The organism is Pseudomonas sp. 06C 126 (genome assembly GCF_001855215.1).
GTDB classification, from domain to species: Bacteria; Pseudomonadota; Gammaproteobacteria; order Pseudomonadales; family Pseudomonadaceae; genus Aquipseudomonas; species Aquipseudomonas proteolytica.
Genome location: NZ_MIFU01000066.1, coordinates 70,447 through 84,116, shown reverse-complemented (window position 1 = coordinate 84,116; position 13,670 = coordinate 70,447). Strand labels below are relative to the sequence as shown.

The following is a 13,670-nucleotide window of genomic DNA, read 5'->3' as shown; positions in this document are numbered from 1 at the left end:
CAATGAAAGCGCTGGGCCGGGATCTATTGCTGAAATGCACCGGCTGGCTAGGGCTGGCCAAGGGCTGAATAGCTATATTGGGCGCGTGGTCAAGAAAGGCTACGCGAGAAAAATCCGCTAAGAGGCAGATGCGGCACGCTTTCGCATTTTGAAGGCGTGCCCTGGTTTAAGTGGGCCAAGATCACCTTTATCTGAAGGTGATGCTGTCATCGCAACACCTGCTCCAGCCTGCTGTCAGGAGCGACGGCCGGCAAGCAGACCAAACGGTCCGAACCGGCTCATTTGGTCTGTCTCGACGGGGAGGCAGCGGCTCCATCCTGTGCCTTGCGGCGATGGTATGGTGATGTTGACCACCCCACCGTCTGTTGTTCGCCACACTCTGTGGCGTTTCCGCCACGCTGAGTGAGACCGAACCGTCTCAGTGAGATGAAATTGTCTTACAGAGCACGAGGCGTCACACTACGCATCAGTCCAATTTCAGCAGGGAAGCACCGCGCTGAGGACAATGCTTCATATTGTACGAGTAATTAACAGGGAGAGGGCGTGGAATTGCGTAAGGTTATAAACAGTCCTATTGGGACAGCACTTCTTGTTGTGCTAGTTGCTTTTATAGTTATCTTTACAATTAGTTCGGCTTGGGAGTTTATAAGTACTACTATTTTTCCAAATACTACTCTAGGTGCCTATAATAGAGGGTTCTGGGAAAATGTGCTTGTTGAGCTGCACGGGATGCTGATAGAGCTTGCCGTTGTCGGTGTGCTTTTATTGTGGCTGGATGGACGACGAGAGCATGCAAAATCTATATTGCAGAGTAAGGAGGAGCTTGCTGATTACGCGGATCTTGATTTTCCGGAGGCTCACTTGAGAAAGATTGGAGCTCTAAAAAGATTAAGTGTGGCCGGAAATACAAAATTCATTGTAAGAGATTTGCATTTGGTGGGGAGAGAGCTGAAAGGCCTGAAGTTAAAGGGTTGTGCTGTGATTGGCCTGAAGTTAACTGGTGGGAAGATAACTTCTACCACTTTTGATGATGTTGATATGAGGTCTTCAAATTTTGTTGATTGCACAATTAGAAATACGGATTTTATGTCCGTAAAGATGTATAAGTGCAACTTTCAGGGTGCCACTCTGGCTGGCGTTAAGTTTGAAGGCGTGGATATAAATCAGGCGGAATTTATTAATTGTACGATGCCTAATACGATTTTTAAAAAGGTTAGCTTGGCGGGCGTGAGGTTTGATGGTGCCGATTTGAGTCGATGCAGTTTCTTGGGTGCACGAGATATAGATGTGGCCCAATTGGCTAAAGCTAAGAAATTAGATTATATATCAATTTCGAAAGAGTTATTAACGGATTTAATAGTGCTGCGGCCAAATATTAAATTTCAACGTGATACTCGTCGGCCTTGAGGGAATTGAACCCTCTCACTAGTAAACTAGCTGACCCGCATCTGGCCACGAGCGTTGACAATACGTCAGCACTGCATTTTCGTCAAGCCAGCAGCATACGCCCGCGCGTAATAGCCGCAGGCAGTTCAGGTGGCTCGACTCTCGACTCATGGGGAATGTGCAGAGCAGGAATTTTTATCGGGATGACGAGCTACGTTGGCGGCCCTTATCTGTTCTCTGTCGTGAGGTTGAGGCAAGCAGACCTGATGAGTCGGCTCACTAGGTCTGTCTCGTCGATGTGAGAGCGATTACCGATCGGCCAGATAGACCAAAACGTCAAACTGTGAGGTATTCCACTGGTGAGATAATTGCCGCGCTCTGAATCTGCCGTAGAGGCGGCGTGATGTTAGCCCTGTTCGATTCATCAAAAACTATGCGCTGACTTCTCTTATTCAGAGAAGATCAGTACCTAGAGTAATTTCTAGAAATTTATATGAGGCTACCAACTAATATGATGGGCAATTGCTCTAAAATTTTTAGGGAATAGTTCGAAAAGATCTATATCCTTTCCTGCAAATCCTGCCTCCAACAGAATACTTTTAAATGGATCGGATTCAACTTCCGCCAAAATTCTGCTTGCGTTGCTAGAGTGCCATCCAGATCTGCCGACTACCATCCATGCCCAGCCATTGCGGGGATTCTTTGCTAAGGATTCTTGAATGGCATCTTTATTTTCAGCTTCGCTTTCAAAGAAAGCAAGAGATCCTAATATTTCGAAGCGCTCATAAAGTAGTTCAAAGTCAGATACGAGGCCCATAAAAGGCTTGCTATAATCAGAGAAAAGACTTAGTAGGTAGTCACTCAGCGCCGTTTTACGATCTTTGTAGCCCTCCATATTTTTCCATTGGTCATTTTCAGCTCCCTTCCACTTCCATAAGAAAAGGGTATCAATTATTCGGGCTGGGCCTCGATACGTTAAGTGCAGCTGAGCGGTGAATAGCTTGTGAAGAGTTCCCCATCGTTCACTTCGGGTTAATCCCAGTCCGTAGGCAGTAAAGATAAGTAAGGCTGGATATGAGCGTAAGCCAATATAGCCGGTATTTCCGCTTCCCACACTTTCAGCATGAGTGTGCAGTGCGCGAATAAGTTCAAGAACAAGAGGGAGTTCACTCCCTTCTTTGTCGCCCCACCTGCCAAGGACTCCGCATATTTTTATCAGTGCCTCGCTCACAGCTTCGTATCTTAAAGCATAGGACTGTAATTCTTTAGAAGTCCATTGGTACGGCTGTGAAAAGTCTGCACTTCCTATCTGTGATAAGAGTCGCTCGCTTTCTTGGTGTACTAAGTCGTCGAGCTGTATTCGATACTCTTGTTTTGCAAGGAAGCGCTTTGCGCTACTAACGAGAAGTTCGATGCTTAGAGGGTTTTGGCGCTGACTCTGTGCGAGCGTATCCACGTATTTCTGAAGTGTGGTGAATAAAGTGTCAGCATCTCCTGCTGAAACAACTCGTGCCTTACGGTGATCAACTAGCTCCTGCGCACCACTGCCGAGGCGGCCGCGAGATGCCCAGTAAGTGGTGTAACGACGGTTTGGGGCACGAATAAACGCTGCTCGGAGTGCATGATCCCATTCCCCTGACCATCCGCTAACAATAAGTCCGTGCTCATCCAGGATACGATCCAAGAGAACATTGTACTGTTCTGGATACCCGCTCAATTCAGTCTCTGTGTTGAGTATGCGGGCGTCTTTATAGTCTCCGTGGAGCTTCAAAATGTAGCAAGAGCTATGGGTAATAGGTTCCGCTCCCGCTAATACATCCACAGAAGAAACCACGGTCGGCTCAATGCCTTTCTCGCGTAAAGCATTTTCCATCAACCGGTCGAAGTTGGTGGTTATGATTACGCGTATGAAACCGCCTGCGACGAGGTTAGCAATAGCGTGATGAGCAGCAGTAGGTAATTTTTTGCCTGCTTCTCGGTCGTCAGCGTTTGGCTCGATGTAGCGGTGCATTATCGCGCGGCGCTCATCGGGGGATGATGCGAGCTTTTCCAGCAGTGTCGAGTAGTTGGGTTCTTCCCCAGTAGTCTCGCGATACCAGGCAGCCCAATCTGCCTGCTCCTCAATTCCTTGGGCTAAGGCGGCGCGTTTCACCAAGTCTAGGGTGATTTCCCAACCCGTCGGTATCTCGGCCGCCCGCGAGAGGCCTGAACCAAGCAAAAGCGCAAAGACACCTTTGCTTTCGTAAACAGAAAACGCGAGCTGAGTTACGTCATCCTTAAGTAGCGCCATAGCAATAGTCCCTATTCAATTTACATAGCCGCATGCTAAGCCATTAGCCACTATGAAGTCTTCGCCTCCCACCACTCATTCCAACCTCGTTTATGGCTGCCGCTCCTGTTGCCCACCGATAAAGCGACAGAGGTCTGCAAATATTTTTCTCGCCACAGTTGTGTTACCACTCACGATGACGCATGATTAGTGTCATCGTGAGTGGTAACGAGGTGCGACATGAAAGAGCTGGAAAAAACAAAGCCATTATCCGCAGCGGATCGACAAAGGCTCTTTAAGGAGCGTCAGCGCGAAGCAGGTTTCAGGCACACAACGGTATGGCTTCACACGGCGACGGAAGAGGAGGGCAAGCAGGCGGCTCGGGACGGGAAGCCACTCAAACCGATGGGCACGAGAGACCCGCTGAGCTGGGCAGCGGGATGGATCAGTGAGAAGGGTAAGCAGTAACCGGCGGAATATTTCGCCAATTGATCGGCAGAAATTAGCCGATCAGGCCGATGGTCCAGATTTTGGCCATCTCAGAAGGGGGGCCAAGCCGCTGCGCTAACAGCGGCTTGGCGATCACACGACGAAACTTGAAGGTCGACGTCATGCAACTTTACCAAAATATCAGTAACGCACTGGAAGGCCAAGATAAGTCCGAATTCGAGGGGGAGGGCTCGGTAGGCAATGAGTCGGGCGACTCTACCTCCGTACTTCTGCCTCTCTTCACCGACAAACAACGAACCTTAGTGGTTGAGCTCATCCTGGCAGAGCGTCGTCACTCTACTCGATGGTGGACGCACCTGAGCGAGATGCGGCGGCGTAGGGAGCTCCCTGAGTGGGTGGCGGCGGACATTGGCACTCATGATGAGCATGACCGTCTGCTTGAGAGTAGGAAGGCCGTCAATCAGGTTCTGTTCGGCTCAGATGACCTGGGCGGCGATCAGCAATACCGCGCGGTGGTGTTGGAGTAGGGCTGATAAGCAACGAAACCTTCGCGGCATCGAGGGCACTACCCCGAAATAGGGTGGTGCCCTTTTTCATTTGTTGGCGGTCGGTGCCTTCTCAGCAAAGTAGATCAGGTTGAGCTGTATGCCTCCAACCACTCATCAACACTCTGGTCCTGTGGTGGCTTAGGTGTGTGTATGGGGGAGTAAGGAAAGGTCTTGTAACCGTCCTCCCTTATTACCTTGTTTCCGTAGTTTGAAACACACGTAGTTGGAAACGGCTGTAACCCTCGTGTTTCATGGTCTGTAGGCATTTCCTTGTCCGGCACTTTTGTCCGGGAGTTGTCCGGCGCTTGTCCGGAAATTGTCCGGATGTTGTCCGGCAAAATGGCTGCTCTGAATTGCTCTGCGGTCAGACTGACAGGCACTAGACTGCCGACTTTGAAGCGGTCATCAGTCACCAATCCAGTCACCAGGACGCTACGTAGCTTCCCCATGTAATCGTGCATAGCCGCCAGCCGCCGAGGAAAAGGCAGGCCGGTCCCCATCCAGAACTTGTAGAAGTGGCTGCGCTTGCCGATGCGGAATTGTCCTTTTGGTAGCAGAGCGCCAGCCTTAGCCGTAGCGGTGTTCCGCTGACGCGTCAGATCGGCGTTGAACACTGCGTAGACAGATTGGCCGGACAGCATCGAGACAAACTGAAGCGTGATACCGGCGCTCCGGGTTTTGCCGTAGTGCCCGGTTGAATAGCCTACGTACTCGAATGCATCCAGGCCCACCGACATGAGCACTTCACGGCAAATTCTGGCCCGGTTGATACTGATCCACTCCGGCGGTACGGGCTTGCCGCTCGCCGGTTGAATGGCGAGCTGCCCACGCTCAATGCTAACCGCGTCGCCACGGCTAAGTAGTTTTGTCGCTAGGCATTCCACTGAATCGACCTCAGCGTAATTCGGCTGGATAACCAACGGGCCGAAGCCCACCGGCAGCTCACAGGCAGGCGCAAGAGGTCGCCGCAAAACTGCGGAGACCTCTACGACCTCTGGATTACGACGCTTCGCGCATCAGAATGTACTTGGCCACGCGGTGAGGTGGCCGGCCTGGCTCGGTGGACTGGTGCGTCCAATAGGTGCGGATCTCATGACCCTTTTTCCTGAGGCGGCGGATGGTGTTGGGGGGCTGGACGATATCCAGTTCCTTGGCGGCTTCGATGGTCGATACCGGCCCGTTTCGCAGGGCCTCCATCATCTTGCAGTCTTGCTCTGTTGAAGAATGACGTGTCATAGTTTGCCCTTCACGTTGGTGCTATCCAGTGTGTTTTCGCTAAGGCGGTGTTCGAGCACCGCCTTGGCAACCTCTCGCGCAGCCATGCGCAACCCCCAATCCTTATTCCTTTCGCACTTCACCGTGCGCCGACCTTTGCTGCGCGCTCGATAAAAGCCTTCAGCTCGGATGCCAGTGCCAGGCGTCGGCGGCCGATTTTGAAAGTTTTGAGTTCACCTTGAGCGATCAGCTCGTAGGTGGCCGAGCGCGAGATACCTAAAATGCGGGCAGATTCTTCGACGCTCACCGACAGCGGCGCCATTTGTTGCTGTGCTTGTTCCATGGTGGTCTCCCAAAAAACGAAGCCAGAGAGGCGTCGTGTTTCGCTAGCCTACATCGTGCAAAACTATATTTGCAAGCAAAAGCTAAATTGACTTGTACGCGCATGGATTGACAGGGGTTTGCGCGTCGCGCAAGCTGTGGCAATCAGGTCGGTTAGGCTGACCTAATCAGAGCAGATGGAATGTATGGCCACTAAGACAAGTAAGCGGACTGGCGAATCGAGCACCACGGTCGCCGTGGGCATTAGGATTGACCCAAAAATTAAATTTGCTCTGGATATAATGGGCCGACTGCAGAAGCGCTCTCTAACCGCAGTGATTGAATGGGCGATTTCCCAGGCAATCGCGCATCAAAATGTGGACGGTTCGAAAGCTGCGCTTGGTGAGGTAATTGACGGGATTTGGTCTACTGATGAGTCGATCAGGTTTGTGAAGCTTTGTTTTGATTTGCCCCAGGCGCTGACTTACGACGAGCTGAGGACATGGGAAACGATAAAAGTAAGCCCGGTTTTTTGGATTGCGGATGAGGTGGGTTGCTATGAGGTCAACCGTGAATCTATATCGTTGGATGCGGTAAGTATGGGATGGAGCTCTTTGCTTGCTCATGTTGAAAAACATAAAACGAGTTCTACCGTCGTCCCCATGCGCGATCTCGATTACGTTCCTTTTAAATAAGCTCCACCGCGGCGGCCTTGGTCCCTGGCGCAAGGTGCGCATAGCGCAGCGTCATTTTTATATCGGCGTGCCCCAGCAGATCCCGTACTGTGTTGAGCGGTACGCCGGCCATTACCAGGCGTGAAGCGAAGTCGTGCCGCATGTCGTGCCAGCGGAATTCGTCGATCTGCGCCCGCTCAAGCAACTTGAGCCAGGCGCTTTTGACGTCCTCAAAGCGACCGCCGCCCTGACCTGGGAAGACATACGGCGACTTGCTCACCTGCTCCTTCCAGGCTTCCAGCACACCAATGGTCTCCTTGTTCATCGGGATGTGGCGCGTATCGCTTGTTTTGGTGGTGGCCCCGGCGACTGTGATTGTCTTCGTGTCGAAGTTCACCGCTGACCATTTCAGGTCGAATAGCTCCCCGCGCCTCATGCCGGTATTCAACGATACCAACACCATTGGCTTCAGATGATCGGTGAAGGGTAGTTGCAGGAGGCTTGGCAGTGGTTCTCTGTGGCGGTCGGTCCGCCAGGTGTTTGCACTCTCACGCTCGGCCCTCATTTCATCCTGTCGAGCGTCCAGGGCATCGCGTAGACGCTTGGTCTCGTCAGCAGCGAGGTAGCGAATCACCCCCTTTGAATCGACTTTGAGCTGTTTCAGCTTGGCCAGCGGGTGTGTGTCGATGTACTCCCACTCAACGGCACGACTGAAAACACCACTGATCGAGCCCATTTTTCTATTCACCGTCGATGCTTTGTTGCCGGCTTGCATCCAGGCGGTACGGATTTGCTCCAGGTCTCGCCCGGTGATCGCGTCCAGGCGCTGGGACATGATTGCTTCAAAGTTATTGCTGAGGGTGTGTTGTGTCTTCTCGTGGCCTTTGTGATGAGCCTTGAACCACGGCATATAGGTGTCGTCGATGAAATCGCGCAGCGAGGGCAGGGCTGACCCCTTGCGCCCCTGGGCGATGGCCAGGGGCTCGCCGTGGGCGTGCGCATCGGCTAAGTACTGGGCGGCCTCGGTTCGGGCTTGGTCAAGGGTAAGCACGCCGACACGCCCGAGGGTGGCGTTCTTGTTTCGGCCCCAAGTGACCATGTAGGACTTGTGACCGCTGGGCAGCACGCGAATGAAGAAGCCGGGTTGCACTGTGTCATGCACGCGGTATGCTTTCGCCTCGGCGGCTAGGCTGCCAATTAGCTTCTGAGTGATTTTGGATTTCAAGGGTTCGTCCGTGACAGCAGGGTGGCAGCAAAACGCACTATGCCGCTCGATGTTCACGGACTCAATGGGACTAAAAGGCCCAGTAATACTGGGCTTGTGGCTGTGCCTGCTGGGTCGAAATTGACCCTCCTAAGGGGAAGGTTGGCCGTTCGAACCGGCCCTGGGACACCATCTGCAGTTGCGCCGCCTAACCGGCCGTGACGTAAAAGAACCCCGACCAGATCGCTCTGGCGGGGTTTTTTTGTGGGGATCAGTTTTCTTAGCCGTCTGGCCAGTGCCTTCGGGCGGGTTGGCGAGATATATTGTCAAAACCTTGTACCTCGCCCCCTGCCTGGATGCGTCTGACACGTATCTGAACAGCGAAGGAACTGTTGGGTCTCGAGTTCATCGAAGGCTGCATGCTTCGACGATCGTGAGGTTTGCCGGATCAAAATACCCCTGGGTGCCGATGTAGTTGGGTGCCTGGGTTTAACGACGCTTCGCCCTCAGGCTAGTCTGAATAGCCTGACACCCACTGCAAGGAGCCGCTCGGACCGCCGATGCGCCAGATCTGGAAATCTTTTCGAGCCCTTTATTTCGCTTCCTTGATGATGCTGATCGGCTCCGGCCTGCTCAGTACTTACCTGGCCCTGCGCCTGGCGGCGGATAACGTCGACAGCCTGTGGGTCGGTGCGCTGATGGCCGCCAACTATTTTGGCCTGGTGCTGGGTGGCAAGATCGGGCATCGCCTGATCGCCCGGGTCGGGCATATCCGTGCCTATGCCACTTGCGCCGGGATCGTCGGCGCGGCAGTGCTCGGTCATGGTCTGGTGGATTGGCTGCCGGCCTGGATCGTCCTGCGGATCATTGTCGGCCTGGGCATGATGTGCCAGTACATGGTCATCGAGAGCTGGCTCAACGAGCAGGCGGATGCCAAGCAGCGCGGCGTGGTGTTCAGCGGTTATATGATCGCGTCGTACCTGGGCCTGGTGCTGGGCCAGTTGATTCTGGTCATGCACCCTCAGTTGGGGCTTGAGCTGCTGATGCTGGTGGCATTGTGTTTTGCGCTGTGCCTGGTGCCGGTCGCCATGACCCGGCGTATTCACCCTGCGCCTTTGCATCCGGCGCCGATGGAGCCGCGCTTCTTTATCAAGCGCGTGCCGCAGTCCCTGAGTACGGTGTTGGGGGCAGGTCTGATCGTCGGTTCCTTCTACGGCCTGGCGCCACTGTATGCGGCTCAGCAGGGGCTGAGTACCGAGCAGGTCGGTCTGTTCATGGGTAGCTGCATTTTTGCCGGCCTGTTGGTGCAATGGCCGTTGGGCTGGCTGTCGGATCGCTATGACCGTGCGTTGCTGATTCGCTGTTTCGCCCTGGCCCTGGCGGTGGCTGCGTTGCCGCTGGCGATCATGACCCAGGTGCCGCTGGAAGTACTGTTTATCGCCGGCTTCCTATGTTCATTGGTGCAGTTCTGCCTCTATCCACTGGCCGTGGCGTTTTCCAACGACCATGTCGAAGGTGATCGCCGGGTGTCCCTCACGGCAATGTTGCTGGTGACCTACGGTGTGGGGGCGAGTATCGGGCCGTTGCTGGCGGGTGTGGTCATGAAGCTGTTTGGCAACCAGATGCTCTATGCGTTCTTCAGCTTGTGCGCATTGATCCTGGTCTGGCGCATTCGACCCAAGGCTGTGACCAACCTGCATCAGGTGGACGACGCGCCGCTGCATCACGTGGCGATGCCCGACAGCATGTCCAGCTCGCCATTGGTAGCCGCCCTCGACCCGCGTGTCGATGAACAGGTGGTCCAGGACCAGATGCAAACCGCCGTGCCTGAGCCTGAGCCCGAGGCTGAGCCTGAAGTTGCGCCGCAACCCGAGCCCGAGCCGCCGGAGCATCCCGACCCGGATGATCACCCGCATGACCTGAGCCGCGCCCGCCCTTGAAGCAAAAAAAACGGGCAGTTCCCAAAGGAGCTGCCCGTTTTTTATGCCGATGGTTCGACGTTTACATGTCGTCGTCTTTATCGAACCGTCGCGCCTCGCGCTGCAGTTGGTAGACAAAACGCTCGACCTGGCGCTGCACCAGGCCGCTCATGTTGTGGAAGCGCACGCCGGCAAAGGTGGTGTTGATCCTTTCTTCAAAGTGCAGGTAGCGCAACTCCACCGCCGTGGTCATGCTGCCAAAGGGCAGGGCGGCGATGAAACGGTCGTAGACCTGGCCCAGTTGCAGGCGCTCGGAGATGTCGCCTTCAAAGCGCAGCTTGCAGCCGGTGGCGGAGATATCCAGCAACTTGCCGCTGATGGGCGCCTTGAGTTTCTCGCCGCCCAATTCGATATTCACCAGTTGTGCCAGCTTCAATGCCGCACGAAAGGCATTGCGCCGCTGATGGTAGACCACTTCTTCCGGCAGGCTGCCCTTGTAGATGCGGTGGCCGTCCTTTGCGCCAATGGTCAGGGTGCCATTGCTGTCCCAGGCCACGCGTACACCTTCATGGAAGCCTTCGATACGAAACGCTTCGCCATTCTCCAGGTAGCGTTCACCTTCGGGCGGGATCATTTCGTCCAGGCTCAGGGTCTTGCTGTCCTTGTCGACATCCACCAGGTAGCTCTGGAAGCGCTGGTTGCGTTCGTGGAAGGTAATGATCAGCGGGTCGTGGCTCTCTTGCAGCAGCCGCAGGGTGCTGGCAATTTCCAGAGGAGTGGTGAGGACCTTGGGTGGCTGCGGAGCATCTTCCGCGCTAAGGGTGTTGAACACGGTTCTTCCATCTCCAGACAAAATACGACTACACGCAAGAACCGGCATTTTGCCAGCATGTGGCGTGCCTTGATAGGGCGCGCGATAAACCGGCGTCAGGCTTGGCTGAGGGTGCTGGGCTTGACCAGCCGTGAGGTGGAGCCTTGGGCGTTATACAGTGCTGGAGGTTCGCCACCATGCAGGATGCGCAACTGGTTGGCGGTGGTAGCTTGCTGCAGTTGGATCGACTGGCCATTGAGCACATTGGCCTCTTGGCAACTGATCAACAACTGATTGAGCGCTGCGCTCTGGGCCAGCAACTGGTCGCCGACCGACGAATGGCTGGCCAACTGTTCCAGGCCGCTGTGGTCAGCGGGCAGGCCCAGGCTGAGCAGGATCTGGCTGCGCTTCTGGCCGTGCTGTTCGAGCAGGATGATCAGCGATTGCTTGCGTGCCAGGATATCTTCCAGCAGGCGCATATCGCGGCCATAGAGGGCCACGAATTCTTCTTGAAGCAGCTCCAGCAGGTGTTGCGCCGGAGCCAGGTCTTCGTTGATCAGTTGCAGCAGATTTTCGTCGTGCATGGCTGGCCTTGGGGTTTAAGCGTCCAAAAGCCTGGCGCAGGCCTTGGCCTAGCGCTCGGCTTTGATGATTTTGCCGGCTAAACGGTCGTTGTCGATCTGATAGCTGCCATCAGCAATCGCCTGTTTCAATTCGGCCACGCGGGCTTTATTGACAACCGGCTGATCGCGCAGCGAGTCCGTGATCTTCTGCAACTGTTGAGCCTCGTTGCTCAAATGCACCGATTCGCCACTTTGGGTCGAAGCGGTTTGTTCTGCCTTGGCAGGCAGTGCCGGGGCCTTGGCTTCAACGCTGTCCTTGGCCGCGTTGGTACGCGTGCCGCCGGGCGTTGCCTGGGCGCCGTTCAATCGGCTGAAATCAATGACCATGTTAAAAAACCTCTGGGTATTTGGACGCTTGCCATGTTTTCGGCCATACCCGGACAAACTTTAGGCTCGATCGACAATAAACCTGTGCATAGCGAGATCATGCGCACAGTGTAGGAAAAGCCAGCGTCCCACGCCAGTGATCTATAAAGCCACCTCCACCTGGCCAGGGGCTGTCACCCGGGCCTTGATCACGCGCTTGGAGTTGAGGTTCTTCACGCGAATCTGTTCGCTCATCCCGCCGTTGGCCAGGGCTTCCCCCGGCATTTTCACGTTCAGGCCGCCGCTGCTGGCGGATATCACCACATGGTCACCCTTGCGCACCACTTCGGCCTGTTCCAGGTGAACCAGGGTAATGACCTGGTCGGTGACCATTGGTCGGGTCAGTCTCTGCCCAACGGCCTGGTCCACGGAGGTGAGGTAACCCTGGCTGATCTGGCTGATGTCCCGCTCACGCAGGGCTACGTCTTCAAAACCGATGATGCCGGTACGCTTGAGCGGGCGTGTGACGGTCACTACGTCGCGAAACAGGCGGACCTGGGCCGGCACAAACACCGTCCAGGGCGAGCTGCCGTCGCAGCGCACGCGCACGGTCACGCGGCCGATGGGCTGGGCGGGGCTTTCCAGGGAGCCTGTCAATTCCTTGTCGCACATGGGCATGCGCAAACGCGGGTCCAACTGGTTGACCTGGATTTCATAACGGCCCGGTGTCTGGGTGGTCGCCAGATAATCTTCTACAGTGAACTCAAGAAAGCCTTGAGTGACGCCGATAAGCAGATCAGGCAAGGTGACGTTGTCGGCACGGGCCTGATGGCCTGCGCCCAAGGCAAGCAACGCCATCCAGGCACAGAGCAATCTGCGGTACTGTGGCGAGCGAAGGCGTCGGGAAACTGTCGTTTTGATGTCCATGGCCAATAAAAAGCAAAGCGCGTGCCGTTTCGTGTTGGGTGCGCGTCGTACCCGTAAGTTTTGTAGCGTAGGAGTCTGGGCATGGCGGGTGTAATGGATTCAGTGAACCAGCGCACACAGCTGGTAGGGCAGAATCGCCTGGAGTTGTTGCTGTTTCGACTCGATGGCAAGCAGCTATATGGCATCAACGTCTTCAAGGTGCGGGAGGTGCTGCAATGCCCCAAACTCACCATAATGCCCAAGTCCAACCCGGTGGTGTGTGGCGTGGCCAACATCCGTGGCTCGACGATTCCGATTCTTGACCTGGCGATGGCTACCGGTTCTGCCGGTTTGCAGGACCGCGAGAGTCCGTTTGTGATCATCACCGAGTACAACACCAAGACCCAGGGTTTCCTGGTGCGCTCGGTGGAACGTATCGTCAACATGAACTGGGAAGAGATCCATCCACCACCCAAGGGCACCGGGCGTGATCACTACCTCACGGCAGTGACGCGGGTCGATAACCAGTTGGTGGAAATCATCGACGTGGAGAAGATCCTCGCAGAGGTGGCGCCGACTTCGGAGCATATTTCGGTGGGTGTGGTGGATGAGCAGACCCAGCAGAAGGCCGTGTCCCTGCGGGTGTTGACGGTGGATGACTCCTCTGTGGCACGCAAGCAGGTGTCCCGTTGCCTGCAGACCGTTGGTGTCGAAGTAGTGGCACTCAATGACGGCCGCCAGGCCCTGGACTATCTGCGCAAGCTGGTGGACGAAGGCAAGAAGCCGGAAGAAGAATTCCTGATGATGATTTCCGACATCGAGATGCCGGAAATGGACGGCTACACCCTCACGGCCGAGATACGTAACGACCCACGCATGCAAAAATTGCATATCATCCTGCATACTTCATTGTCCGGTGTATTCAACCAGGCAATGGTCAAGAAGGTCGGTGCCGATGACTTCCTGGCCAAATTCCGTCCTGATGACCTGGCTTCCCGGGTCGTCGAACGGATCAAATCTGCAGATCACGGCTAGGGG

15 protein-coding genes are annotated in these 13,670 nt (G+C 55.0%); 6 read left to right on the top strand and 9 right to left on the bottom strand.

All coding sequences use genetic code 11. From position 1 onward, the window contains the following. Positions 1-543: 543 nt before the first annotated feature. Positions 544-1,407: a pentapeptide repeat-containing protein gene (locus BHC62_RS07720; protein WP_143007504.1), complete on the top strand. Its 864-nt coding sequence runs from the start codon at positions 544-546 to the stop codon at positions 1,405-1,407. A gap of 478 nt (positions 1,408-1,885) precedes the next feature. Here the strand turns inward: BHC62_RS07720 and BHC62_RS07715 are convergent, their stop codons facing one another. Next, a complete protein-coding gene (locus tag BHC62_RS07715; protein ID WP_070994665.1) occupies positions 1,886-3,676 on the bottom strand; it encodes an SIR2 family protein in 1,791 nt (596 codons plus the stop codon). Positions 3,677-3,895: 219 nt separating this feature from the next. On the opposite strand from BHC62_RS07715, the gene BHC62_RS07710 reads away from it, so the two are divergent. Both BHC62_RS07710 and BHC62_RS28895 read left to right on the top strand, forming a co-directional pair. Next, positions 3,896-4,123, top strand: a complete 228-nt coding sequence (locus tag BHC62_RS07710) for a hypothetical protein (protein WP_070994664.1) — start codon at positions 3,896-3,898, stop codon at positions 4,121-4,123. A 143-nt stretch (positions 4,124-4,266) separates the two neighbouring features. Further along, complete coding sequence (locus BHC62_RS28895) at positions 4,267-4,632, top strand: hypothetical protein (RefSeq protein ID WP_256324286.1); 366 nt, start codon at positions 4,267-4,269, stop codon at positions 4,630-4,632. Positions 4,633-4,736: 104 nt separating this feature from the next. Here the strand turns inward: BHC62_RS28895 and BHC62_RS07700 are convergent, their stop codons facing one another. The 3 genes from BHC62_RS07700 to BHC62_RS07690 all read right to left on the bottom strand — a co-directional run bounded on the left by BHC62_RS07700 (position 4,737) and on the right by BHC62_RS07690 (position 6,211). Beyond that, positions 4,737-5,588, bottom strand: a complete 852-nt coding sequence (locus BHC62_RS07700; RefSeq protein WP_256324285.1) for a hypothetical protein — start codon at positions 5,586-5,588, stop codon at positions 4,737-4,739. Between the two features lie 64 nt (positions 5,589-5,652). Beyond that, positions 5,653-5,889 carry a helix-turn-helix domain-containing protein gene (locus tag BHC62_RS07695; RefSeq protein WP_143007503.1) on the bottom strand — a complete coding sequence of 79 codons (237 nt, stop codon included), beginning with the start codon at positions 5,887-5,889 and terminating at the stop codon, positions 5,653-5,655. Between the two features lie 118 nt (positions 5,890-6,007). Continuing rightward, the gene (locus tag BHC62_RS07690; protein WP_065950537.1) at positions 6,008-6,211 is read right to left on the bottom strand and encodes a helix-turn-helix domain-containing protein; all 204 of its coding nucleotides are present in this window, start codon (positions 6,209-6,211) and stop codon (positions 6,008-6,010) included. Between the two features lie 184 nt (positions 6,212-6,395). Between BHC62_RS07690 and BHC62_RS07685 the strand changes: the two genes are divergently transcribed. Beyond that, complete coding sequence (locus BHC62_RS07685) at positions 6,396-6,884, top strand: hypothetical protein (RefSeq protein WP_070994663.1); 489 nt, start codon at positions 6,396-6,398, stop codon at positions 6,882-6,884. On the opposite strand, the gene BHC62_RS07680 is transcribed toward BHC62_RS07685, so the two are convergent. Beyond that, positions 6,877-8,088, bottom strand: a complete 1,212-nt coding sequence (locus BHC62_RS07680) for a site-specific integrase (RefSeq protein ID WP_070994662.1) — start codon at positions 8,086-8,088, stop codon at positions 6,877-6,879. The genes BHC62_RS07685 and BHC62_RS07680 overlap by 8 nt on opposite strands. Before the next feature lie 539 nt (positions 8,089-8,627). Between BHC62_RS07680 and BHC62_RS07675 the strand changes: the two genes are divergently transcribed. Continuing rightward, complete coding sequence (locus BHC62_RS07675; protein ID WP_029294478.1) at positions 8,628-10,007, top strand: MFS transporter; 1,380 nt, start codon at positions 8,628-8,630, stop codon at positions 10,005-10,007. A gap of 61 nt (positions 10,008-10,068) precedes the next feature. On the opposite strand, the gene BHC62_RS07670 is transcribed toward BHC62_RS07675, so the two are convergent. The 4 genes from BHC62_RS07670 to flgA form a co-directional block, all read right to left on the bottom strand. Beyond that, a complete protein-coding gene (locus BHC62_RS07670; RefSeq protein WP_029294479.1) occupies positions 10,069-10,818 on the bottom strand; it encodes a flagellar brake protein in 750 nt (249 codons plus the stop codon). Between the two features lie 95 nt (positions 10,819-10,913). Further along, entirely contained in the window at positions 10,914-11,381 is a 468-nt protein-coding gene (locus BHC62_RS07665; RefSeq protein WP_029294480.1) for a flagella synthesis protein FlgN, read from the bottom strand. A gap of 48 nt (positions 11,382-11,429) precedes the next feature. Further along, positions 11,430-11,747 carry a flagellar biosynthesis anti-sigma factor FlgM gene (flgM, locus tag BHC62_RS07660; RefSeq protein WP_029294481.1) on the bottom strand — a complete coding sequence of 106 codons (318 nt, stop codon included), beginning with the start codon at positions 11,745-11,747 and terminating at the stop codon, positions 11,430-11,432. Positions 11,748-11,888: 141 nt separating this feature from the next. After that, on the bottom strand, positions 11,889-12,653 hold the full coding sequence (flgA, locus tag BHC62_RS07655; RefSeq protein ID WP_029294482.1) for a flagellar basal body P-ring formation chaperone FlgA: 765 nt from the start codon (positions 12,651-12,653) through the stop codon (positions 11,889-11,891). Between the two features lie 81 nt (positions 12,654-12,734). On the opposite strand from flgA, the gene BHC62_RS07650 reads away from it, so the two are divergent. Continuing rightward, on the top strand, positions 12,735-13,667 hold the full coding sequence (locus tag BHC62_RS07650; protein ID WP_029294483.1) for a chemotaxis protein CheV: 933 nt from the start codon (positions 12,735-12,737) through the stop codon (positions 13,665-13,667). Positions 13,668-13,670 lie beyond the last annotated feature (3 nt).

Bases quoted from the DNA above. Each gene is read 5' to 3' on its own strand.
- BHC62_RS07715 (WP_070994665.1), bottom strand. From the start codon at position 3,676: ATGGCGCTACTTAAGGATGACGTAACTCAGCTCGCGTTTTCTGTTTAC.
- BHC62_RS07710 (WP_070994664.1), top strand. From the start codon at position 3,896: ATGAAAGAGCTGGAAAAAACAAAGCCATTATCCGCAGCGGATCGACAA.
- BHC62_RS28895 (WP_256324286.1), top strand. From the start codon at position 4,267: ATGCAACTTTACCAAAATATCAGTAACGCACTGGAAGGCCAAGATAAG.
- BHC62_RS07695 (WP_143007503.1), bottom strand. From the start codon at position 5,889: ATGACACGTCATTCTTCAACAGAGCAAGACTGCAAGATGATGGAGGCC.
- BHC62_RS07690 (WP_065950537.1), bottom strand. From the start codon at position 6,211: ATGGAACAAGCACAGCAACAAATGGCGCCGCTGTCGGTGAGCGTCGAA.
- BHC62_RS07685 (WP_070994663.1), top strand. From the start codon at position 6,396: ATGGCCACTAAGACAAGTAAGCGGACTGGCGAATCGAGCACCACGGTC.
- BHC62_RS07675 (WP_029294478.1), top strand. From the start codon at position 8,628: ATGCGCCAGATCTGGAAATCTTTTCGAGCCCTTTATTTCGCTTCCTTG.
- BHC62_RS07665 (WP_029294480.1), bottom strand. From the start codon at position 11,381: ATGCACGACGAAAATCTGCTGCAACTGATCAACGAAGACCTGGCTCCG.
- flgM (WP_029294481.1), bottom strand. From the start codon at position 11,747: ATGGTCATTGATTTCAGCCGATTGAACGGCGCCCAGGCAACGCCCGGC.
- flgA (WP_029294482.1), bottom strand. From the start codon at position 12,653: ATGGACATCAAAACGACAGTTTCCCGACGCCTTCGCTCGCCACAGTAC.
- BHC62_RS07650 (WP_029294483.1), top strand. From the start codon at position 12,735: ATGGCGGGTGTAATGGATTCAGTGAACCAGCGCACACAGCTGGTAGGG.